Source organism: Rhizobium sp. 3T7 (assembly GCF_020166565.1).
GTDB lineage: Bacteria > Pseudomonadota > Alphaproteobacteria > Rhizobiales > Rhizobiaceae > Rhizobium.
In genome coordinates this window covers 320314-341756 of sequence record NZ_JAIQXS010000004.1, presented here as the reverse complement: position 1 = coordinate 341756, position 21443 = coordinate 320314, and the positions used below count along the sequence as shown (strand labels likewise).

19 protein-coding genes and 1 pseudogene are annotated in these 21443 nt (G+C 60.9%); 7 read left to right on the top strand and 13 right to left on the bottom strand.

The annotated features are described in order from the left end of the window. Positions 1 to 11 precede the first annotated feature (11 nt). Positions 12 to 419, top strand: a complete 408-nt coding sequence (locus tag K9B32_RS08930) for a DUF3307 domain-containing protein (RefSeq protein ID WP_224561583.1) — start codon at positions 12 to 14, stop codon at positions 417 to 419. Positions 420 to 620: 201 nt separating this feature from the next. Here K9B32_RS08930 and K9B32_RS08925 read toward each other — a convergent pair whose 3' ends face one another. From K9B32_RS08925 to K9B32_RS08910, 4 genes are all read right to left on the bottom strand, one after another. Then, positions 621 to 1118: a DoxX family protein gene (locus K9B32_RS08925; protein ID WP_224561582.1), complete on the bottom strand. Its 498-nt coding sequence runs from the start codon at positions 1116 to 1118 to the stop codon at positions 621 to 623. Next, on the bottom strand, positions 1115 to 1897 hold the full coding sequence (locus K9B32_RS08920) for a DUF2063 domain-containing protein (RefSeq protein WP_224561581.1): 783 nt from the start codon (positions 1895 to 1897) through the stop codon (positions 1115 to 1117). Before K9B32_RS08920 ends, K9B32_RS08925 begins: the two co-directional genes overlap by 4 nt. Further along, entirely contained in the window at positions 1894 to 2781 is an 888-nt protein-coding gene (locus K9B32_RS08915) for a DUF692 domain-containing protein (RefSeq protein ID WP_224561580.1), read from the bottom strand. Before K9B32_RS08915 ends, K9B32_RS08920 begins: the two co-directional genes overlap by 4 nt. A gap of 63 nt (positions 2782 to 2844) precedes the next feature. Further along, complete coding sequence (locus tag K9B32_RS08910; protein ID WP_224561579.1) at positions 2845 to 3132, bottom strand: DUF2282 domain-containing protein; 288 nt, start codon at positions 3130 to 3132, stop codon at positions 2845 to 2847. 188 nt (positions 3133 to 3320) lie between these two features. Between K9B32_RS08910 and K9B32_RS08905 the strand changes: the two genes are divergently transcribed. Then, positions 3321 to 3857, top strand: coding sequence for a sigma-70 family RNA polymerase sigma factor (locus tag K9B32_RS08905; RefSeq protein WP_224561578.1), 537 nt, complete (start codon positions 3321 to 3323; stop codon positions 3855 to 3857). Between the two features lies 1 nt (position 3858). After that, a complete protein-coding gene (locus K9B32_RS08900) occupies positions 3859 to 4497 on the top strand; it encodes an NrsF family protein (protein WP_224561577.1) in 639 nt (212 codons plus the stop codon). Between the two features lie 246 nt (positions 4498 to 4743). Here the strand turns inward: K9B32_RS08900 and K9B32_RS08895 are convergent, their stop codons facing one another. Next, positions 4744 to 4926 (bottom strand): hypothetical protein, encoded by a 183-nt coding sequence (locus K9B32_RS08895; protein ID WP_224561576.1) that lies wholly within the window; start codon positions 4924 to 4926, stop codon positions 4744 to 4746. Positions 4927 to 5470: 544 nt separating this feature from the next. Between K9B32_RS08895 and K9B32_RS08890 the strand changes: the two genes are divergently transcribed. The 4 genes from K9B32_RS08890 (at position 5471) to K9B32_RS08875 (ending at position 7999) form a co-directional block, all read left to right on the top strand. Then, on the top strand, positions 5471 to 6052 hold the full coding sequence (locus tag K9B32_RS08890; RefSeq protein ID WP_224561575.1) for a TetR/AcrR family transcriptional regulator: 582 nt from the start codon (positions 5471 to 5473) through the stop codon (positions 6050 to 6052). A 153-nt stretch (positions 6053 to 6205) separates the two neighbouring features. After that, entirely contained in the window at positions 6206 to 6493 is a 288-nt protein-coding gene (locus K9B32_RS08885) for a YciI family protein (RefSeq protein WP_224561574.1), read from the top strand. 38 nt (positions 6494 to 6531) lie between these two features. Further along, positions 6532 to 7143 (top strand): DNA-3-methyladenine glycosylase I, encoded by a 612-nt coding sequence (locus K9B32_RS08880; protein ID WP_224561573.1) that lies wholly within the window; start codon positions 6532 to 6534, stop codon positions 7141 to 7143. 493 nt (positions 7144 to 7636) lie between these two features. Next, positions 7637 to 7999 (top strand): hypothetical protein, encoded by a 363-nt coding sequence (locus tag K9B32_RS08875; protein ID WP_224561572.1) that lies wholly within the window; start codon positions 7637 to 7639, stop codon positions 7997 to 7999. Between the two features lie 149 nt (positions 8000 to 8148). On the opposite strand, the gene K9B32_RS08870 is transcribed toward K9B32_RS08875, so the two are convergent. From K9B32_RS08870 to K9B32_RS08835, 8 genes and pseudogenes are all read right to left on the bottom strand, one after another. Continuing rightward, positions 8149 to 8865 carry a Bax inhibitor-1/YccA family protein gene (locus K9B32_RS08870; protein WP_224561571.1) on the bottom strand — a complete coding sequence of 239 codons (717 nt, stop codon included), beginning with the start codon at positions 8863 to 8865 and terminating at the stop codon, positions 8149 to 8151. A 23-nt stretch (positions 8866 to 8888) separates the two neighbouring features. Beyond that, entirely contained in the window at positions 8889 to 9656 is a 768-nt protein-coding gene (locus K9B32_RS08865) for an anti-sigma factor family protein (protein WP_224561570.1), read from the bottom strand. After that, positions 9643 to 10182, bottom strand: coding sequence for a sigma-70 family RNA polymerase sigma factor (locus tag K9B32_RS08860; protein WP_224561569.1), 540 nt, complete (start codon positions 10180 to 10182; stop codon positions 9643 to 9645). Before K9B32_RS08860 ends, K9B32_RS08865 begins: the two co-directional genes overlap by 14 nt. 144 nt (positions 10183 to 10326) lie before the next feature. Beyond that, entirely contained in the window at positions 10327 to 10722 is a 396-nt protein-coding gene (gene cueR / locus K9B32_RS08855; RefSeq protein WP_224561568.1) for a Cu(I)-responsive transcriptional regulator, read from the bottom strand. Between the two features lie 9 nt (positions 10723 to 10731). Further along, positions 10732 to 12887 (bottom strand): annotated as a pseudogene (locus K9B32_RS08850) (heavy metal translocating P-type ATPase). 276 nt (positions 12888 to 13163) lie between these two features. Further along, a complete protein-coding gene (locus K9B32_RS08845; RefSeq protein WP_224561567.1) occupies positions 13164 to 13556 on the bottom strand; it encodes a hypothetical protein in 393 nt (130 codons plus the stop codon). Between the two features lie 198 nt (positions 13557 to 13754). Beyond that, entirely contained in the window at positions 13755 to 15836 is a 2082-nt protein-coding gene (pbpC, locus tag K9B32_RS08840) for a penicillin-binding protein 1C (RefSeq protein WP_224561566.1), read from the bottom strand. Then, a complete protein-coding gene (locus tag K9B32_RS08835; RefSeq protein ID WP_224561565.1) occupies positions 15833 to 21307 on the bottom strand; it encodes an alpha-2-macroglobulin family protein in 5475 nt (1824 codons plus the stop codon). Before K9B32_RS08835 ends, pbpC begins: the two co-directional genes overlap by 4 nt. Positions 21308 to 21443: the final 136 nt, after the last annotated feature.

Genomic DNA, 21443 nt, shown 5'->3' with positions numbered 1-21443 from the left:
GGAGGAAGGCGATGAATATGGCGACCATTTTCGTGAGCGTGCTTGTCTGGTTGCAGTTCAAGCATTTCGTCGCCGACTACCTGCTTCAGCCTGCCTGGATCCTGGAAGGGAAGGGTGATTTTCGTAAAGCTGGCGGCTACGCGCACGCAGGTTTACATGCCTGCGGTTCATTTCCGGCTTTCTACCTTGTAGGTCTTGATGGCACGAGGTTGGTGGTGTTGGCCGCTTTCGAGTTTATGGTTCACTATCTGATAGATCATGTGAAAGCTGTGTATTCGCATAATCATCCATATGCACCACGTACTCGCGCGTTTTGGGCGCTCCATGGCGCTGATCAGATGCTTCATCATCTTACCTATTCAGGATTGCTGCTGATCATTATGGTGATTACATCATTTGGTGCGAATGATTTCCGATAGTTGACTGGCTCCCCGTGGCCACTGTTGCGGTGACGGGGTTGCCCTGTTTGCAAACAGACGGCAAGATGAGGCTCAATCGAGAAAGACACTGAGTCGAGCCATTAAACGTGCCGCGGGGAAATGATGAGTGTGCTGTGAACTTAGGCTTATGGCCATCCCTATAGAGTCGGCACGGCAGCGCGAACAGGTTGCAACCTCAGGTCATTTGTGGCCTGGCATGATAAGCGGATCAATTGCGATCCTGCCCCCGCCAAACACGACCAATGCCAGCGCCATCGCCGCCCAGGGCAGATGGAAATTCGCCCAGCCATCGGGAACGGTGAGCTGGATGATCGCCGTCATCAGCAGCAAGCCGAGGGCGGCGAAGCGTGTCGCCAGGCCAAGGATCAACAAAATCGGCAGGGTCAGTTCGCCGATCCCCGCGGCCGTCGCCATCGCCAGGGGAAACGGGTAGGGAATCTCGCTACCGAAGATATGGAGTTTGAACTCCTGTTCGAAGAGATATCGTGCCCCCTGCGAAAGCGTCAGGAATCCGTCCCATTTTGTCAGTCCCGACTTAAAAAAGGGAATTGCGAGCGCGAAGCGCAGTGCCAGTAGCGGCAGCGATGGGGGAACGGAGGCGAGCAGGCCTTCGGCACGGGTGATGAGGGCGGCAAGGGCAGCGCCAGAGCCGTGTGAGGAGGTAGCTTCGGTTTTCATGGGACGGTTCCTTCATCCGGTTGCAGGGCGCGGAATGCACCGAGACTGGCAAGACCAATCAGCGCCGTTCCGAAATCGAATGCGGGGCCAGCGGCAAATGCCGCCTCTGCTGCCGCGCCAAGAGTGGCGGCGTTGAACAAGCAGGTCGCGAAGACGGCGTCCTGTGGCGGCAGGATATGGACATTGACGGTCATCTCCGGCCGCACGACCAGGACATCCTGCGGCCGCCAGTCGGCGACCGGTGTAACGGTTTCCTGCTGATGTGCGCTCCAGATCGAGCCCACAGGACAGTCCGAACGGATCAAGCCCGCTGACGGGTGCGGGACAAGCCGCAAGTCAGCAAGCCTCTCGGGCGCCACGGCTGCGAGGACCGCAAGGTCGAGCGGCGCGGCATCCACTGCGTGATAGGCTCGCATCCAGGCCGCCTCGATCCGGGCGACATCCGGCAGATAGGCAAGCTTGCTCGCCGGCTGGAAGCTCGCAATGAAATCTGGGAAGTCGCCGCCATATTCGATAATCAGCGGTGAGGCGGGTTTGTGATCCTGGGCATAGGCCCGCGCCATGGCCACGAAGAATTCGGAACCAACGAGCCGCTCCGTCACCGGAAAGTGCTGCGCCAGCGCCTTTGACAGCCCGACGAAGACATTGTTGCTGTAGACGGCGAACCGCGCTGCATCGGCCTCGCCGCGTGCGGTGGTGATACCGTCCGGTACCGGCCGGTCGGCGTGCAGCAAGGCGTCGGCAAAGGCGGTCTGGCTGGCGGCGAAGTCCATCGTCATGCCGCTCGGATCCGACGTCCGTTGTGGCGGAGCGCCTCGGTGGCGAGCATCTGATCCGCGCGTGCTGCCTCCGCCTGCAACGTCGCGAAATCCGGGACGTCGTTGTCCCATTCAATTAACGTTGGCAACGGTCCGCTGCGCGCAAGTGTGTGTTCGTAGAGCGCCACCACATCACTCTTCACCGCCGTACCATGGGCGTCGATCAGCAACCGGTCGCCGGCGGCGTCGACGGTCTCGTCGTAGCCGGCAAGGTGGATCTCGCCGACCAACTCGACCGGGAAGCGGTCGATATACGTGGCGGCATCGAGCCGGTGGTTCACCGCCGAGACCATCACATTGTTGACGTCGAGCAGCAGACCGCAGGCAGTCCGCTCCGCAATCGTCGCCAGAAAATCCACCTCATCGATCGTGCTGTCGGCAAACAGCACGTAGGTCGAGGGGTTTTCGAGCAGCAGCGGTCGCCCGAGCGCCTGCTGCGTTTCGTCGACATGGTCGATGACACGCGCCAGGGTTTCCGGTGTATAGGGAAGCGGCAATAGGTCGTTGAGAAAGCCCGTGTCGTGGGTCGACCAGGCCAGATGTTCGGAGAAACTCTGCGGCCGGTAACGATCGATCAGGTCACGCAGCCGCTTCAGATGCGCCTTGTCGAGCTCGTGTGCCGCACCGATCGACAGGCCGACGCCGTGCAGCGAAAGCGGATAGAGGTCCGTGATGGCTTCCAGGTAGCGATGCGGTGGCCCACCGGCGCCCATGTAGTTCTCGGCATGCACCTCAAAGAAGCCGATATCCGGCCGATTGGCCAGAATGGTCTCGTAGTGCTCGGGCTTGAGGCCGAGGCCAGCACGCGCGGGCAAGGAGTAATCTTGGTTTTTTGAGGCGGTCATCGCGGTTCTCCCGATTTGTCAGACAGCGGCGGAGGCCCGGGCGGCCGGGCCCCCGCTTGGCGATCAGCCCTTGATCGGCTCCAGCTTGCCCATGTGACCGTCGACATTCATGCTGGTGCAGGTGCCGGCCGGCACGGCCTTCCACGAATTGCCCTGGTAGTCCATCGTTGAGGTACCGGCGCAGGTCGTGCCGGCGCCGGCCGCGCAGTCGTTCTGACCCTTGAGTGCGATGCCATAGCATTTCTCGTTGCCGACCATTTTCTCAGCCGGCAACGGTGCGGCGAAGGCAACCGATGCAAAGGCGGTGGCGAGCGAGCCGGCGAGGGTAAGGGTGAGCGTCGAACGGTTCATGGATGATCTCCTCTTGGAAGTTCCGCGTGCCGGTCATCGGCCGCGTAATCCTCCCTTCGGTCCGGCAGGGCCTTCTGTTACGCATGGCAACAAACACGAATTCGTGATCGACAGTGTCGCATCGTTGGACATTATTTCGGGCGGCGCGTAACAAAGCGGCCTCAACGCACGTATTGGAGAGACAAGGGTTGAACGGCGACGCCGAAAAAGAACTTGCCACGCTGCTGCGCGCTGCGATCGCAGGGGACGAAAGGGCCTATGCCGCGTTTCTGGGTCGCACTGCCGCCATCGTGCGCGGCTTCGCGCGCCGGAAGATTGTCCAGGGCGGCGTCGATCCCGAGGACGTCGTGCAGGAAACGCTTCTCGCAATTCATATGAAGCGTCATACATGGATCAGCGACGCGCCTGTCTTGCCTTGGGTTTATGCGATTGCGCGCTTCAAGCTGATCGACGCTTTTCGCAAGCGCGGCCGCCACGTCGAGATCGAGATCGGCGACATCGAGGAAACGGTCGCCCAGCCGGAGGCCGAAACGGTGAGCGACCGCGAGATTGGTCGGGTGTTGGATGGGCTCGCGCCGGGTCAGCGTTCTGTGGTTGCCGCGATTTCGATCGAGGGTCGCTCGATCGGCGAGACGGCCGAGAAGTTCAGCATGACGGAGACGGCGGTGCGGGTTGCCCTGCACCGGGGTTTGCGATCGATTGCAAAAAAGTTTGGACGGAGCTGAAATGCAGACCAACGACCTCATCAATGCCCTGAAGGCAGATGCAGCAAAGCAGGCGATGCCGCTTGGCTATGCATGGTGGGTGGCGATCGCCGCTGCGACGATCATCGCTGCGGGCGTCTTCTTCGTCCTGATCGGTCCGCGTCCCGACTTCGCCGTGGCCGCCCACACGCTCCGGTTCCTGTTCAAATTCATCGTCACAGTCGCGCTCACAGCCGTCGCATTTGCGCTCCTGCGGGTGTTGTCGCGTCCCGGTTCCGATGTCAGAGGCGCCGCTCATTGGCTCTTTCTGATGCCGACCCTTCTCGGCATTGCGGTGGTGGCCGAATTGTTCGCCGTGCCTTCTGATCAACTGGTTACGGTCTGGTGGGGCAGCAACGTCTATGTCTGCCTGATCTTCATTCCGCTGATCGGTCTCGGCCCGCTGGCCGTTTTTCTGGGGGCACTCCGTTACGGCGCATCGACGCGTCCCCGCCTTGCCGGCGCCGTCGCAGGCCTGCTTGCCGGCGGCATCGCCGCAACCTTCTACGCGGCCCACTGCACCGACGATTCACCGCTGTTCGTCGCAACCTGGTATTCGATCGCGATTGCCGGACTGGTGGCGCTCGGCGCGATCTGCGGCCGCCGCGTTGCCCGCTGGTAGACGTCGCCGCGCTCATCCGATCCTGGCGCGGATATCGAACGGACTGCTGGTTTCAGATGATTGCGGAAGCTCAGTTCGCGGCGACCGGTTGCTCGGATTTCAACTGCCACTCGGGACCGTCGGCGAGTCGTTCCGCTTTTGATCAGCCCGACGATTGTGGGCGGGAGGCATCCGCCGCGCCGCCGGGTGTCTCGCACGCATAGACAAGATCAGGCGCAACGAGCCACTCGCCGGGCGCGAGCACTCTCACATCGAGACGGCCAGTGCGGTCGCGGAGCGCCAATCCCACGAATCGATAGCAACGCCCGTCGCTATCCCTGACCCGCTTGGCACGAGCTTGCCTCCAAGCCTACAGGCAAGGCCTCCGTCGAACGCGACGCGATCCAGCAGGTAGTATTCGAACGGAAGTCTGGGGCTGACGGCCGTCATGTCCTACTTCCTCTGTAGAAGTCTTGGGTGCCGGTCAGGAGACCGAGGCGCCGCAGACCATTATATTACACCACGGCAGATTCTGGCAGTGAATGTCCTATAACTGATCCGCAGATGGCGAGCGTCGGACTGACCGAGGCCGCGGCGCGCACCGCCGTACAATGTGATCCGCGTCTCGACGATTGGTCTCAACCTGGTGCCGCGCACAGTCGCCCCGAGACATCCGTGGGCTCATCAAGCTGGTCGCCGACGCCGGCAGATGATGGCTGCGGCGCCACACCTTGACTACGCCCGTTCGAGAGGCGGCGACGGCCTTGGAGCGATCGCGTCTTGTCCAACACAAAGTGGGGCATGCCAACAACAGTAATGATGATCTGACGGTTGACAATCTAGGACAGTCGCCCTAAAAACGCATCTAGGACAGTCGTCCTATTTATCGTGTGTATCTCGGGGTGGAAACTATGCCTGTCGATTTGTTCGAGCCGTTCCAGTTGGGCGAATTGGCCTTCGCCAACCGACTTGTCATCGCGCCGAGGATGGAATGATGAGCAACAAAACAACCCGCGACGAGATCATCGAGGCGGCCGATGATCTGTTCTATCGACAAGGCTACGAGCATACGTCATTTGCCGACATTGCCGATATCGTGAAGATCTCGCGCGGCAATTTCTATCATCACTTCAAATCCAAGGATGAAATCCTGGATGCGGTGATCAGCAGGCGGCTGGCGGACAGGAAGGCGATGCTGGAGCGATGGGAGATCGACGGGGAAACGCCGGAGGATCGCATCCGCAGTTTCATCGACATCCTGATCGTCAACGGAGAAAAGATTAAGCGTTACGGCTGCCCGATCGGCACGCTGACCAGTGAGCTTGCGAAGCTGAACCATACAGCACGGGGCGACGCCAACCAGTTGTTCACGCTGTTCAGGACCTGGCTTCGCAGGCAGTTCGTCGCGCTCGGCCGCAAGGCCGACGCCGACCTGCTTGCGATGCACCTTCTCGCCCGCAGTCAAGGCGTCGCGACGCTGTCGAATGCCTTTCAGGACGAGGAGTTCGTAAGGCAGGAAGTCGAGCAGATGTATGGCTGGCTGAGATCGTGTGCAGCGGGTGCCGCGCCTGAATAGCCAAAAACGGGCTGGCCCATGGGGCGCTTGCCCAAGAAAATCAACGGAAGCCGATCGGTGTGCAGCCGGAATGCGGCAAAGACATAAGGACTCGGCAACTGCGCACCCAAGCGCGGGCTTGGCATGTGCATCTAGAATACAGAAGGAGTGAATATGTTCGTCGTGCTGCTCAAATTTTCCGACAACAAAGCCCAGGCCGGCCAGTTCATGGAGGGCCACAAAGCTTGGATCCAACGCGGCTTGCAAGACGGCATCTTTTTGCTGGTCGGCAGTCTTCAGCCAAACAGGGGCGGCGGGATCCTGGCGCACAATACGACACTGTCGGACCTGGAAAGCCGGGTGAATGATGATCCCTTCGTAGCAGAGAAGGTCGTCACGGCGGAAATTCTCGAGATCACACCGACGAAGGCCGATGCACGGCTGGAATTTCTGCTCGGCTGAGCGAACATCTCCCATCTTTTCAATCCAACGGCAGATTTATGAGCGCAACGATATTGGGTCCGGACGGCAAGTCGCGCTGCCGGTGGTGCGCCGCCGCACCGGAGTTTCTTGGCTATCATGATACAGAATGGGGCTTCCCGGTCAGCGATGACCGTCGCTTGTTCGAGAAGCTGAGCCTCGAGGGGTTTCAGTCCGGACTGAGCTGGCGCACTATCCTCGCCAAGCGCGAGAACTTCCGCACAGCCTTCCACGGTTTCGATTTCGACAGGATAGCACGCTTCACAGAGCGCGACTTCGATCGCCTGCTCAAGGACGAGGGCATTGTCCGCCATCGCGGCAAGATCGAGGCCGTTGTCAACAATGCGCGACGGGCGCAGGAACTCGTCAAACGGGAAGGTTCGCTGGCGGCCTTCATCTGGAGCTACGAGCCGGACACGGAACAGCTTGCGAAACCGCAGACTGCTTCGACCTCAGCCGTATCGGTCGCCCTGTCGAAGGACCTCAAAAAGCAGGGCTGGAAATTCGTCGGGCCAACCACCGTTTACGCCTTCATGCAGGCGATCGGGCTGATCAACGATCATGTCGAGGGCTGCGTGATCCGGGCCGAGGTCGAGCGCGCACGCGAAAAGTTCAAGCCGCCAGGGCGTTGACCCTCGATCCGACGCTGCGAACTGCAGCGCACCCGATAGCGCAAAAAGTGGCCTCTAATCGCAACTTTCGCTAAGATTGGAATCGAGAACGTCGGCTCTGATTTCACCACCATCTTTATCTCGTATGTCGCTGGTCTGATGGCGGTTTCGAGGGCTGACGGCGAGGCACTTCCATGACCCGTGCATAGGCGCTCAGTAAGGAGGACAACTCCCCAGTCGGCGGGGGTCGGTTCGTCAAAAGCTGCTGGTGCCTTCGTCGCTCGAGGGCGTTCGCAAGTAGACCGATCAAAGCACCGTGCCCTCCAGCCGACAGGATCAAACGTCGCCAACGTGCGGCGTCAACGTCGTCGCCGACGATGAGCCACTCACTCGGTCGCTTCGAGAGCCTCTCGAAGCATCGATTACGCGCCGCAGTCGACAGGCTTGTCAGGGATTTCGCAGGATAGATGTTGGCAATGTTTGGCATGCTCAGCAGACGCTGGACAAGGGAACGATGGGACAGCGATCCCGTCATTGCTTCCAGTCTGCAGATATCGCCGATGGACCGGTCCAGCCGCCTTGCCCCCGCACTGACAACGTTTGGCGCCTGGCGCAGATCGAAGCCGCAGTGGACGCAGCGGTGCTGCGGAACGAGTTCGGCCTGATCGAAGACCACGATGCGGTTGTTGCAGGAAGGGCATCGATCACGAAGTCTGCAGCCATGGATCGGACATGTGACCCGGGTCGCCGGCCGCCATCGCCGCCGAAAGTACGGCTGTGCGTCGTCGGCAAGACATCAATCGTCATAGCTACGGACAGTCAGAAGGTGCTTGACCTCACCACGCCGAATAGAGAAGACAACCTAACTTGCGTATGACATTTGCCGGTTTGAAACCGCAAAGTAAAAGCCACACCGGGTGTGGAGACCCGGCCGCTTTCGTTGAGTGAGCACCCGATCCGCGCATCCTGTCACAGAGTGCGGACCGGGCGCCCTAGCGCTTCCTTTGCCCCCAGAAGCGCTTATCCTTACTCCCGCTCGCCCGTGAAATTGAGCAGCAGCTGGAAGATGTTGACGAAGTTCAGGTAGAGCGACAGCGCGCCGAAGACGGCAAGCTTCTGGTTCGATTCCTGATCGTAATTCTCGGAATACTGCGCCTTGATATTCTGCGTGTCGTAGGCCGTCAGACCGACGAAGACGAGTATACCGATCACCGAGATCGCGAACTGCAGGGCGCTCGAGCCCAGGAAGATATTGACGATACTCGCGATGATGACGCCGATCAGGCCCATCATCAGGAACGAGCCGAAACGCGAGAGATCCTGCTTGGTCACATAGCCGTAAAGGCTGGTAGCGCCGAACATGGTCGCGGCAATGAAGAAGGTGCGTGCGATGCTCGTGCCCGTGAATACGAGAAAGACGGATGCGAGCGAAAGGCCCATGACTGCGCAGAAGGCCCAGAACGTCATCTGTGCAGCGCTGGCCGACATCGTCTGGATCTTGAATGAGAAGAAGAAGACGAAGGCGAGCGGCGCAAGCATCACGACCCACTTGAGCGGGGACTGGAAGATCGGCACATAGAGCGCCGGAGTGCTGCCGACGATAACGGCGACGATGCCCGTGATAACGAGGCCGAGGCCCATGTAGTTGTAGACGCGCAGCATATGCTGGCGCAGGCCCTCGTCGAAGAGCGCCTGCGAGCCGGCGGCTGAGCCGTAGCCAAAACGCGGATTGGTCGGGTTCATACTGATCTCCTCGGTTGAACTAACTAGTAGAGGGTGCGGGCGAGCCGATCGGCCTCCGCATCCAGATTTATGTCGCGATCGCCGGCTACGAGCGCATAGGCCACATCGCCGATCTGCCAGTAGGCTGCTTCTGCCTTGTCGAGCGCGACGTGGCTTATGGACTGCACTGCGAATGCGCCGGGTCTCACGGCAAACAGCGAAAGCTGCTTGCTGTCCGCCGCCTTGATAGCCATCTCGACGCTCGGGCCGAACTCGGACGGGAAGATCTGCACGTCTAAAATCGTCCAGTCTTCCGGCAGTTGCGGCATGACGATCGCAGTTGCCGAACGAATATCCTCTGGCTTGTAGCTCGCCACAGACTGAGACGGCACGGACTGGCGCAGCATTGCCGTATGATAGGCGCGTACCGCATCCTCAACATAGGCCGGGGCAGGCACAGAGGCGGCAACTTCGGTCGCGGTAAATGCGCCGAAGGAGGTGTGCGCGACCCAGCCTGCGGCGACCAGAATGCCGACAGCAGCAATCCGCTGCATCGAATGGAAGATGCGACCATAGGTGAGGCCGCGCTCCAGGCGTCGAGCTGCGTCGCGCGTTTCCGGGCGACCGAAGGCACTTTCGTTGGCGAGCGCGAGGCGCAATTCACCCCTCATGCTCAGGTCAGCCATGACCTTCGCGGCAATCGCGGGGTTTTCTGAAAGGAAGGATTCGACCTGAATGCGGCGCGCCACGTCGAGTTCTCCGTCGACATAAGCATCGAGATCAGCGTCGATGACAGGATCAATTACCTTCATTGCCGTTCCCTCCGATCAGTCTCAGGTGCGCAGCGCGTGGCGTCTTCTCCTCGAACTCACGAAGCTGCGCGCGGGCGCGCGAAATGCGTGACATCAAGGTGCCAATCGGTATCCCGAGTGCTGCCGCTGCTTCTTGGTAGGAAAGGTCCTCGATCGCGACCAGATGTAGCGCCTCTCGCTGTTCCTCCGGCAGATGGAAGAATGCGTCTCGCACCTGCTGGAGACGGACGGCGTGTTCCTGGCCGGCTTGCTGCGACTGTTCTGTCTCGACGGCGGCTTCCTCGTGCCGACGTGCCAAAGAGCGATCTTGGCGGATGCGATCGATGTGAGCATTGTGCAGGATCGAGAGCAGCCAGGTCCGCAGGTTACCACCACGGCGGAAACTCTGCTTCTTTTCGTAGGCCCGCAGCAGCGCGTCGTGAACGAGATCTTCCGCATCATCCGAATTGCGCACGAGCGAGCGTGCATAGCGCCGAAGTGCTGCAAGCTGGCCGATGACATCGAATGGGCGTTCTTTCCGTTCCATGATTGAGTATACGGATTCGAGCGACGAATTATTCCAGCCATCGAGAAAAATTTCGAACGAGAATCAGTGATAGACGGCTCGCGGAAGCCGACAAGGTTGCGTCGGGACAACGCTCGTGCAAAACCGTGTCGAATTAACCGGAGCCTACCCGGGGCGACCGTCCGACAGTTCCTCAAGGATCGGGCAATCCGGTCTGTCGTTGCCATGGCATGTGTGGACCAGATGTTCCAATGTCCGGCGCAGCCCCGTGAGTTCCCGGATCTTTCGATCGATTTCCGTCAACTTCGCCTGCGTCAGTTCCTTTACATCCGCACTCGCCCGGCTCTTGTCTTCGTAGAGTGCCAGCAGCTGACGACATTCTTCCACGGAAAAGCCGAGGCCGCGCGATCTCTGCAAGAAGTGCAGCTTGTGGACGTCACTCTCGGCATAGTCGCGATAGCCGTTTCCGCCCCGGTCGGGGCGGATCAAGCCGATATCCTCATAGTAGCGGATCGTTTTCGACGCCAATCCGGAGCGTTCCGATGCTTGCCCTATATTCACGGCGATCTCCTATAGCTTGGCGAGCCGCAGTCGTAGCGCATTGCCGATGACCGACACAGACGACAGGCTCATGGCGGCGGCAGCGATCATCGGCGACAGCAGCAATCCGAACACAGGGTAGAGCGCACCCGCTGCCAGCGGTACGCCAAGTGCGTTGTAGCCGAAAGCAAAGCCGAGGTTCTGGCGGATGTTGCGCATGGTGGCCATCGCGAGCCGCCTTGCACGGACGATCCCATTCAGATCGCCCTTGACGAGTGTCAGGCCGGCGCTTTCCATTGCAACATCAGCACCGGTGCCCATCGCGATACCTACGTCGGCCGCGGCGAGCGCAGGCGCATCGTTGACGCCATCGCCTGCCATGGCGACGACCGCACCCTTAGCTTGCAGTTCGTCGACTAAAGCCTTCTTGCCTTCGGGCAGGATGTCGGCGCGTACCTCGTCGATGCCAAGGCTTTTTGCCACGGCGCGCGCGGTGCGTTCATTGTCGCCTGTGGCCATGATGATGGTCAGGCCGTTCTCGTGCAGCGCCCTGATCGCAGCTGCCGTGGTCGGCTTAATCCGGTCGGCAACCGCCACGAAGCCGGCGAGCCTTTCACCGACCACCACGAACATCACGGTTTTGCCCTCATCCCGGAACGACCGAACCTGTTCGGCAAGAGGTGTAACGTCGACACCGAGATCCTCCATCATTGCGGCGTTGCCAAGCGCGACAATGGTCCGGTCGGCTTTGCCCACCACACCCTTGCCGGTTCTTGCTTCAAAGCCGGTGACGTCGCTCAGATCGATCCCGCGCTCCTGGGCGCCGGATACAATGGCCTCGGCCAGCGGGTGCTCGGATCCACGCTCAAGGCTGGCAGCGAGCTTCAGGAGGCGAGTTTTTGCGACGCCGCCAAGGGAAACGACATCCGTAAGTCTCGGCTTTCCTTCCGTCAGGGTACCTGTCTTGTCGACGATCAGGGTGTCGACGCGTGCGAAGCGTTCAAGCGCTTCCGCGTCCTTGATCAGAACGCCTTCCTGAGCGCCGCGGCCCGTCGCGATCATGATCGACATGGGTGTCGCCAGGCCGAGTGCGCAGGGGCAAGCGATGATCAGAACAGCAACGGCGGCGAGCAACGCATGTGCCATGCGTGGCTCGGGGCCGACAAGGCTCCAGACGATGAAAGCGATGATAGCTGCGGCGACAACAGCGGGAAGGAAGATGGCGGAAACGCGGTCGACCGCTCCCTGGATGGGCGCACGCGAACGCTGGGCTTTTGCGACCAGGTCGACGATGCGCGACAACGTTGTGTCGGCACCAACCTTCTCGGCGATCATCACGAGCGTTCCGTTCTTGTTGATCGTGCCGCCGGTGACCGCGTCACCCTTCTGTTTTTCGACCGGGATCGGTTCGCCAGGGACGTAGGCCGTTCCAACGCCGAGCCCGATCAGCGTCCACATATTGGGGCTGCGATTGACGAGCGAAGCCCGTGCCCGCCGGAAGAACGGCAGCGCGGCCCAAAGAACGACCGGCGTGGCAAGAAGAAGTTCGATCCACGTCGCCTCTGGTTCGCCGATCCAGTCGCGTAGCGGCAGACCGATCATCGGACCCATGCTGATTGCAAGCAGCGGATGGAGAGCGCGCCGCTCACCCAGAGGCGGCGGGTGAAATCCACCAGTTCCGGATTCGGGCCTTTGTCAGCTGGTGGAACACCCATCGGTTCCAGCGCCATGCCGCATTTCGGGCAGTCGCCCGGATGATCGCTGACGACTTAGGGATGCATCGGGCAGGTATAGAGTGTGCCTTTCGGCATCGGCCTCTCGGCGGGTTTCTTGCCGTCTCGATAGGCGCTGGGGTCTGCTTCGAATTTCGCCTTGCAGCCAGCCGAGCAGAAGTAGAACCTTTCGCCCTCATGCTTCAGCATATGCTTTGCAGTGGCGCGCTTCACAGTCATCCCGCAAACCGGATCTGTTGCCGTCAAGTAGTCTTGCGGTGCAGCCTCGAACTTTCGCCGGCAGCCGTCCGAGCAGAAATGATAGGTGTGCCCTTCATATAGAAGCGAAGGCTTGCCGGCCTCGGGATCGACCGTCATGCCGCAGACAGGATCGCGCACGATGCCGTCCGTATTTGTAGCGCCATGATCATGGCCATGATGATCGTGGTGGTGATGGCCGCGGTTGCTATCCATTCGGTTCTCCTTTGCCGGACAAGGCAGTGGATAACCTTATGAACCTTCCAGCAACTGGAAGGTCAAGCGGAACGTTCGGCAAATTCGGCGGAAGAAGCCTGCACAGAGACAAATGGCCTGCCGGAGGGCAGGCCATAGTCAACCGCAAGGATAATGGCAGATACTGAAATACTACTCGAAACAAATTCCGCATCTTGCCATATCATAAGAGCACGACCGGGCGTTGATTGCACTTCAGACAAAAGCGGTAAGTGGGCCTACCATTCGGTGAAGAGATCAGTTCTTGCGAGGCTGCTCGTGCTCGTCATCCGGCACGTCATCAGCTTGGTGCACCAAGAGGATTCCCAGAGCCCTGGCGGATTCTCGGGGCAGGGCATAGTGCAGCCACCCAAAGCGCGGGTCACGAATGTGGAGAAGCGATTCTCCAAGCAACGCGTCGGGTTCCGAATACCAACGAGGATCGAGCACGGCGTTGACCATCTGGCCGCCTTTCCAAGTCTCCTGGTGTGGCGGGGGCATCTCTGCCCTGATTTGACCGGCGCTGTCGATGAGCTTTGATAGCGAATCCGCGTCAAGTACGAACGCGACCGGTGGATCGGTCGGAAACGTGATCGACAAGGTCTTGAGCTCATCGTCGAGCTCCCACCGCGGCTCCTCGCTGTTGTTCATGCTCACCTCTTTTTAGCCGCACCAAGACGATGCAGTGTTGGACGAAGACAACGCAAACAAGGAAAAACCGACTACGATCGGTGACCAAACAAAATGCGATCATCCGATTTAGGCTCGGCTAATATAGACGAAACTTATCTTTGAAGGCACGTACACCCTTGGATGTAGTCGCCTAACCCCGACGGTCGAGTTTGTCGGTCAATCGACAAAGACGCCGACGCTTGCTGCCCGGCCCATTGCGTCAATCACGGTGAGCTTTGAATAGCCGCCGCCATCTGGCATCCACTGATTGGTGCGACGGCGGGAGATATCGGGCAAAGGCTTGCCGTTGGCGAGCCAGCGGAAGGGGGCTCGCCCGCCCTGCAGTTTCAGCGTCAGGGGCGAGGGATCGCCGCTCTTCGCCCCTAGATCGACATGCGCACCCTCGGGCGGATAGACGATTTGCGGCGCCGGTTCGCGGCCGGAGGTTGCCAACAAGCCACTTGGATTGATGGCGAAGCGACGTTGGCTGATCGGCAGCTCGGCCTGGGCGATCCGCATTGCTCCCAATGGTGGACGGGGGAGGGGCGTCGTCGCGATCCCTGATTTTTCAAAGCCTTCAAAGAGGATGGGGGCCGCAGTGCCGTAGCCCGTTAATCCCGGCACGGCGCCATTGTCGGGCCGGCCCACCCAGACCCCGAGCACGTAGCGTCCATCATAGCCGACGGACCAGGCGTCGCGATAGCCGTAGCTGGTCCCCGTCTTGTAGGCGATCCCCCGTTTTGGCGCGCCGGCCGGCGGAAGGACGCCCGAGAGGATATCGGCGACATTCCAGACGGCCACCGGATCAAGCATGCCCTCGCCATCTATCTTGCCAGGCCGGTCGTTGACGCCGTCGCCGATGCGCACAGGCTGGCCGCGATTGGCGAGCGCAGTGTAGAGCTGGACCAAATCCTTCAGCGTGACGCCGAGGCCACCGAGGCCGATTGCCAGGCCGGGTGTTTCGTTTGGGGGCAATAGCGGACGCACCTCGGCATGGCGAAAGCGGATGAGCAGCTTTGCCGGATTGACGGCGTCGAGCAGCTTGACCGCCGGGACATTGAGGGACAATTGCAACGCTTCGCGCACCGTGACATCGCCCTGATAGCTCATGTCGAAATTTCGCGGGCGGTAGCCAAAAAAATCAGCCGGTCGGTCCTCGATGATCGTTTCCTGGCTTACGAGACCCTCTTCGAATGCGAGGCCGTAGATGAACGGTTTCAGCGTGGAACCCGGTGAGCGGCTGGCGCGCGTCATGTCGATCCAGCCCGAACGGCTGGCGTCGAAATAGTCGGCCGAGCCAACCTCGCCGAGAATGTCGCCTGTCTGTGCATCGGCCATAACCATGGCGATCGACAGCTTCGTGCCGAGTTTCAGCGCGGAGGCACGGGCAACGGCTTCCAATCCTGCCTGCACCTGCTTCTTCAGGGTGGTCTGGTATTGGAGTGTCTTCGGATCCCTGCGGCGTGCTGCTTCGGCCACATGCGCGGCGAGCGCCGGAAGCTGCAGGCGTTGAGACGGCACCGGCACGATTTCGGCGCGCGCCGCCTCGCCCTCACCGACAGCCTCGGCGACGGCGACACGTTCCAGGACACGTTTGCGCGCTGCCTCGGCGGCCGCCAAGTTACGGTCCGGGCGTCGCTTTTCCGGCAACTGCGGCAGCGCCACAAGGAGGGCGGCTTCGGCGACCGTCAACCGTCGTGGTTCTTTCCCGAAATAGGCAAGGCTTGCCGCCCGCACACCCTCGAGATTGCCGCCATAGGGCGCATGCGTCAGATAGAGATCGAGGATCTGCTCCTTGGACAGGCGTCTCTCAATCTGGATGGCACGGGCCATCTGGAGAAGCTTCGCCGACAGCGAGCGGCCCTGGCGTGGCTCGATGAGCCGGGCGACCTGCATCGATAGGGTCGATGCGCCGGAGACGATGCGGCCATTGGTGACGAGTTGTACCGCGGCGCGTCCGATTGCCTGCAGATCGACACCGGCATGGGTGTAGAACCGCCGATCTTCGTAGGCGACAAGCATCTTGAGGAATTGCGGATCGACATTGGCCGATGTGGTCTTCAGACGCCAGAGACCTTCGGGGGTTGCGAAGGCGCGCAGCAATTGACCATCCGCGTCGAGCACTTCCGCAGAGACCGTGTCTGCCCTGTCGAGTGGCGGGGGATAGGCCCGGTCGGCGGCGTCGATCAAGACCAGCCCGACGCCGGCAAGGAGGATGCCGGCGACGCTTCCGATCGCGAGCTTCTCCTTCGCTTTCATTTCGGCGCTGCGGTGACCTCCATCTTGCCGGTCGCCGTACGCGCAGAAAGCTGCGGCCGATACATGTCCTCGACGACGGCTGCCGGATGATCATAGGTGCCGGGCGTGACTGCGCGTACGACATAGGCGACGTTGATTTCGCGATTGTCATCCGCAGAGCGGTTGAACGCGGCCACGAAACGGTCGTTGCGGAATTCCGTATGGGCGGCGGTCATCTCGCCGATCCAGTCGAAGTTCGTCAGTTGGGCGCTGTCAACTAGGCTTGGATTGTCGACCTGGAAGCCGGCCGGCAGCAGATCCGTGACGACGATGCGTGACGGCCAGTTGTTGCTTTCCGTGATGTGCAAGACGACAACATAGCGTTCGTTCTGCTTCGCCTCGGTGACATTCGCCTGCTCGCCATCCATCGTGTAGTAGGTGCGTTCGATGGCAAAGCCATCGCCGCCTGCGGGCGGCGGCGCGACGGGAGCGGCCACCGTCGTGACGACAGCCGAGACGGGCTCGCCGGTCTGGTTGGTGAGAGTGAGTGCGTTGCCCATCAAGGCGTCGCCGGTTATCTTCGCCATATAGGCGCCGTTGTGCAGCGCGCCGTTGACGTCGATCTTGATCGAATCGTCGCCGCCCTGGATGGCACGCGCGGCAAGCAGCATCCAGGCCTGTTCCTGGGTGCTCGTATATTTGCTGCGGTTCCATTCCTTGGCGACAGCCTTCGCGAGTTCCGGCACCACGGGCGGGACGGGCCGGCTTTCGGCCGCGAGAGCAAGGATTGCGGCGCCGTCCCGCAGGATCGAGCCATAGTCCGTTCTCGAAAGATTGACGCGCGTAACCATCGACTGTTCCGACATCTGCAAAGCGTCGACGAAGATGTTCTTCGAGCGGGTTGCATCGCCATAAAGCGCCAGCGCCGCCGCGATATGAGCCTTGGCAAGTGGCGTGGGGAAATCGTTAATCATCGTATCGGCATAGTAGCGAAGATCGCTGATTGCGGCTTTCTTGTTGCGGGCGAGAACATAGAGTGCGTAGGCGATCTGGTCGCCCTGATCCTTGACATTGATGTCATAGCTCAGCGCGTTCTGAAGGTTCTCCAGCGCCTGCACAAAAGCGCGATCCGGTACGTCATATTTCTGTTCGCGCGCGCGCGTCAGGAAATCGGTGACATAGGAATCGAGCCAGAGATCGCCGCTATCAGGGCCCCAGAGGCCGAAGCTTCCGGCCGAGGCTTGATAGGAAAGGACCCGGTAGATTGCGTCCTGAACGCGTTTCTTGACATCGGCGTCATCTTCAAGGCCGGTCTGCTTGGCAAGTTCGCTCAGATAGAGCAGCGGTAGGGCACGGCTCGTCGTCTGCTCGGCGCAGCCGAATGGGTAGCGGTCGAGCGACATCAGCAGAGCGGGAATGTCGAAGGCGGCCGAACGCGTGACGCTGACGCTGACGGAGGCGCCTGGCAGCACGCTGTCTGCCAGCAATGCCTTGTCGACTGTCAGCTTGGTGGATGGATTGAGCGCCAGCACGCGGCGTTCGGTCATCGGCAGAACAGCTGGTCGCACGGTGACGTCAACCGTCTGATCCAGCGACAGGTCCGCTGCATCGGAGAGATTGATCGAAACGCTGCCATTGCCCGGCTGCTTGCCGGTGACGGCGAGTGTCAGGGCTGACTTGGCACCGGCCTCGAGATGGATCGTCTGCGAAGCCTGGTCAACGCCCACCGCGTCGTTGCCGGCAACGGTCAGTTTAAAGTCGCCTGCTGGCGCGTCGGTATTGGCAATATCGAGGCGAAGCTCGGACCTATCTCCGGGTGCGAGGAAACGCGGCAGGCTAGCCGTCACGACGACCGGATCGCGAATGATGACATCCTTCGTCGCATGGCCAACGCCGACCTTGGACCAAGCAACTGCCATCACGCGAGCTGTGCCGTTAAACTGCGGAATGTCGAAGCTGACATTCGCCTTGCCCTCGGCATCAAGTTTCACGGGGCCGGAGAAGAAGGCCACGAGCTTTTGCGTCGGCGGGTTTGCCTGAAGTGCTACGGCACCTCCGTCACCGCCCGTCCTGAGCTTGCCGGTGGCGCCGAGCGAGCCGTCGATCAGCCGCCCGTAGAGGTCGCGGATCTCGAGACCGAGCTGGCGTTGGCCGAAATACCAGTCTTCGGGGTTGGGTGGTTCGTAGCGGGTCAGATTGAGAATGCCGACATCAACGGCAGCAACGGTCACATAGGCGTCCTCGTTGGCACCCGCACCGGCAACGGCAAGGGTGATCGGCAGCGGTGCGCGCGGCAGCATCTTTTCCGGTGCGTCGATCGCGACGCGCAACGCACGCTCTGCCGGGTCGACCTTCAGCCATTTCACGCCAATGGCGCGCATCGGCATGTGGCTGTCCTGGGCGTCGCCGGGGCGGAACAATGTGGCGGTAACGTAAGCGCCGGCACCCCAATTCGAGGTGACCGGAATATCGACTTCGCCGCCATTCTCGCCAATTGAAGCGTTCAGGACGGCGACGAGATTTTCCGTGCCGGCTGCGATCATCAATTCGCCTGCATAGCGCGACGAGACCTTCAGCTTTGCCGTCTCTCCGATCTTGTAGCTGTCCTTGTCCAGCGCGATCTCGAGCCCGTCAGGCGTCTCCGTCGATGTTGCCTGGACGAACCATCCTGCATCGAATTCCACACTTGAAGCAGGGCCGTCGGTCTCAGTGCTTTCGACTTCTAGGCGGTAGCGCCCCCAAGCAACGGGAGAGGATATCTTTGCTCCGTCGAGAGACGCATCGACATTGCCGTTTGCAACCTGCTCGGCGGTGTAGATCGGCTCATATTTCCAGGCCGTTCCGTCGCGATACCATTGGTAGTCGCGGTTCAGCTTGTAAAGCTTCCAGCGCAAACCGCTCATCGCCTGCTTCTCGCTGTCGGCGCCAACGCCGATGACGGTGAAGTTGGCGATCGAATTTTCGCCGAGGTCGCCTGAGAATTCCGGCTTGATGCCGATCATCGGGCCCTGGTTCTTGACGGGAAGAACGAGCGAACGCTCGATGGCGCGACCGCCGGCTTCCTGCATCCGGATATAGACGGTGGCATTGAGAAGCTGCGTCGTTGCCGGTAGGTCGCCGACAGTCAGCTCGGTAATACCCTCGCCGTTCTCGTCAAGTTCGGGGAGGCCTTCGATTGTCTGGCGTGTGTCTTCACTGGCCTCTTCGTCGGCGAGGCCGAAGAAGTAGCGGGGGAAGGCGTCTGCCTGGCGGGTCGGCTTGATCACGACATCGCCTTCGAGCGACAGCCCGGCAGCCGGTGCTCCATAGAGATACTTGCCGCTGATGGTGATTGTCGCGGGCGTTTCCGGACCGATGACCTTCGCCTCGGTCTTGATCTCCATGTCCGTGCGATCGGGCACGAAGTCATCGACAAGGAAGGTTTTCGTCGCGATCGGCGAGCCCTTCGGGTCGGTGTGAATGTTCATCGTCCAGGTGCCACGCATGGCGTTTTCCTGAACGGGCACGTCGATGGCGTAGCCGCCGACATTGCTGGTCTGGCTGACGATCCGGCGGTCCTCGACGCCATCGGGGCGCAGGAAGATGAAGGTCAGCGGCAGGTTCTCGATGGCATTCCCATCTGTGTCGCGGGCAAGGGCTGCAGCATGCACCGTCTCGCCGGCGCGATAGATGCCACGCTCTGTCCAGCCCAGGACATCGATGGCGCCCGGCGAAGCACGGCCAGTGACGCCGCGATCGGAGAGATCAAAGCCCGCGCGCGTCATATCGAGGAAGACGTAGTCGGCGTCACCTTTCCTGGCGGTGATAACAGCAGGCGTCAGGGCGGCCGTTGCACGCATCAGACCAGCGGTGAAAGTCGCCCGACCATTCGCATCCGTCGTCGCGGTTCCGAGCACTTCATTGTTTTTCGCAAGGAGCTGCAACTCAACGCCAGCGATCGGCTTTGCCGAGGCGAGTGAGCGGGTGAACACGTTAAGGCCATCCGTCCCCGCATACGTCGTAATGCCGATATCGGAGACGACGAACCATTGCGTCGCCTGCGCATTCCAGTCCTGGTCCGGGGCGTTCGGCGCCGTTGCCGTCAATGCATAGACGCCGGGCTTGCGTTCGGGCAGTGCCTCATCCACCGGGAAGCTTGTGACGACGTCCTTGTTGAGATCGTTGGCAACATCGATCGAGCCTTGCCAGACCAGTTCGCCGCTCTCGTCTTCGATCCGCTGTGCGCTGTAGCCGTCGAGCTGGGTCAGGAACTGCGAACTCGTCAACAGCGGTGCGATGCCACGATCACCGACGCGGTAGAGCTTGAGATTGGCCGACGTCATGTTAACGGAAACGATCGGGATCCCGCGACGTGCCGTCGACGGCAGGACGAAGCTGTCACCAGTGAAGCGCACGCTGGCGGTGCGATCCTTGACGTAGACATCGAGGCTGACCGGGGCCTCGAGGACCTCGTCGACCGAAGAGGGCAGGCCGGTGCGGAAGGTGATCTTATAATTTTCGCCGTGGGTCAGCCCCTCGACGCAAACCTGCTTGTCCTTGGTTTCGAGCGCTTTGGGGGCAGCACCGTTTAACGTGACGAAGGGCGTGTAGTCCAGGGTCTTGACCAGCGACTCGGAGAATGTCGCGCAGGCGCGTGGATTGGCACTGTCTGCATCGACTGTATGTTCGGTAATGCGGAAGCCTTCAGTCGATTTCAACTGCAGGAACGCGGCCTGGATCTCTCTTGAGTTCACCAGTGCCAGGCTCGCCTTGTAGGCGTTGAGGGCGGCGCGATAATCGGTGTTCTTGTCGAGCGCGGCGGCGAGCACCGAAAGCGCCTCGGCACGGCCCGAGGTTGTCCGCGTCAACTCATAGCCGTTCACTGCGGCCAGTACGGCCTGTCCGTAGATTTCGCTGCCGTTGTTGTCGTCGGTCTTGGCGAAGCTGTCGGCGGCGCGTGCCATTTCCAGCCAGAGATCGGCGTTGTCAGGGGCAAGTGCGAGCGCACTGCGGAAGGACTTTACAGCGTCGATGACATTGCCTGCCGTCAGGTCGAGGCGGCCGTTGGCGATCAGGCTGTCGGCGCTCTGGCCCTGTTGATCGTCGGCCACTTCAAGGTTGGCCCTGTCGTTGCGCGCCTGTTGGATGACATCGCCGGACAGGAAGCTGAGGCGGGGGGCGGCGCCGATATCCGGCTCCTGCGTTGCGGCGGTCTCGACGATCTTGCCGGCGATGGCGCCGGGGAAGGCGTTCATCGTCTTGAAATCGGACTTCAGGAAGCACCACTTCACCTTCGGATTGTAGGTGAAGGCTCTGCAGGACTTATCGCCGATGCAGGATGCCTTGCACTGATCGAGCGTAAGGTTCTGTTCGGTCCGCAGATCGAAGCCGAAGTAGTCGGCGTCCTGGATCGTCTGGATCTCGCGTTTCGTGTCTGCCGCGAGCGCGGGAGGGCTTGCGATGATCGATGCGAGAGCAACGGCGGCAATGGCGAAAAACGCGCGTACAGACATAGGTCCCCCCAAGGTGCTGGCGCTGGTCCGGGGTGCACTCTCCGCACTCCACAACCGGTTGTCAACTCGGCCAAAACGTTGTTTCGGAATGGGACACACGATGCCGTAGCGCGCTCACATGGGCGTGAGATGCCGG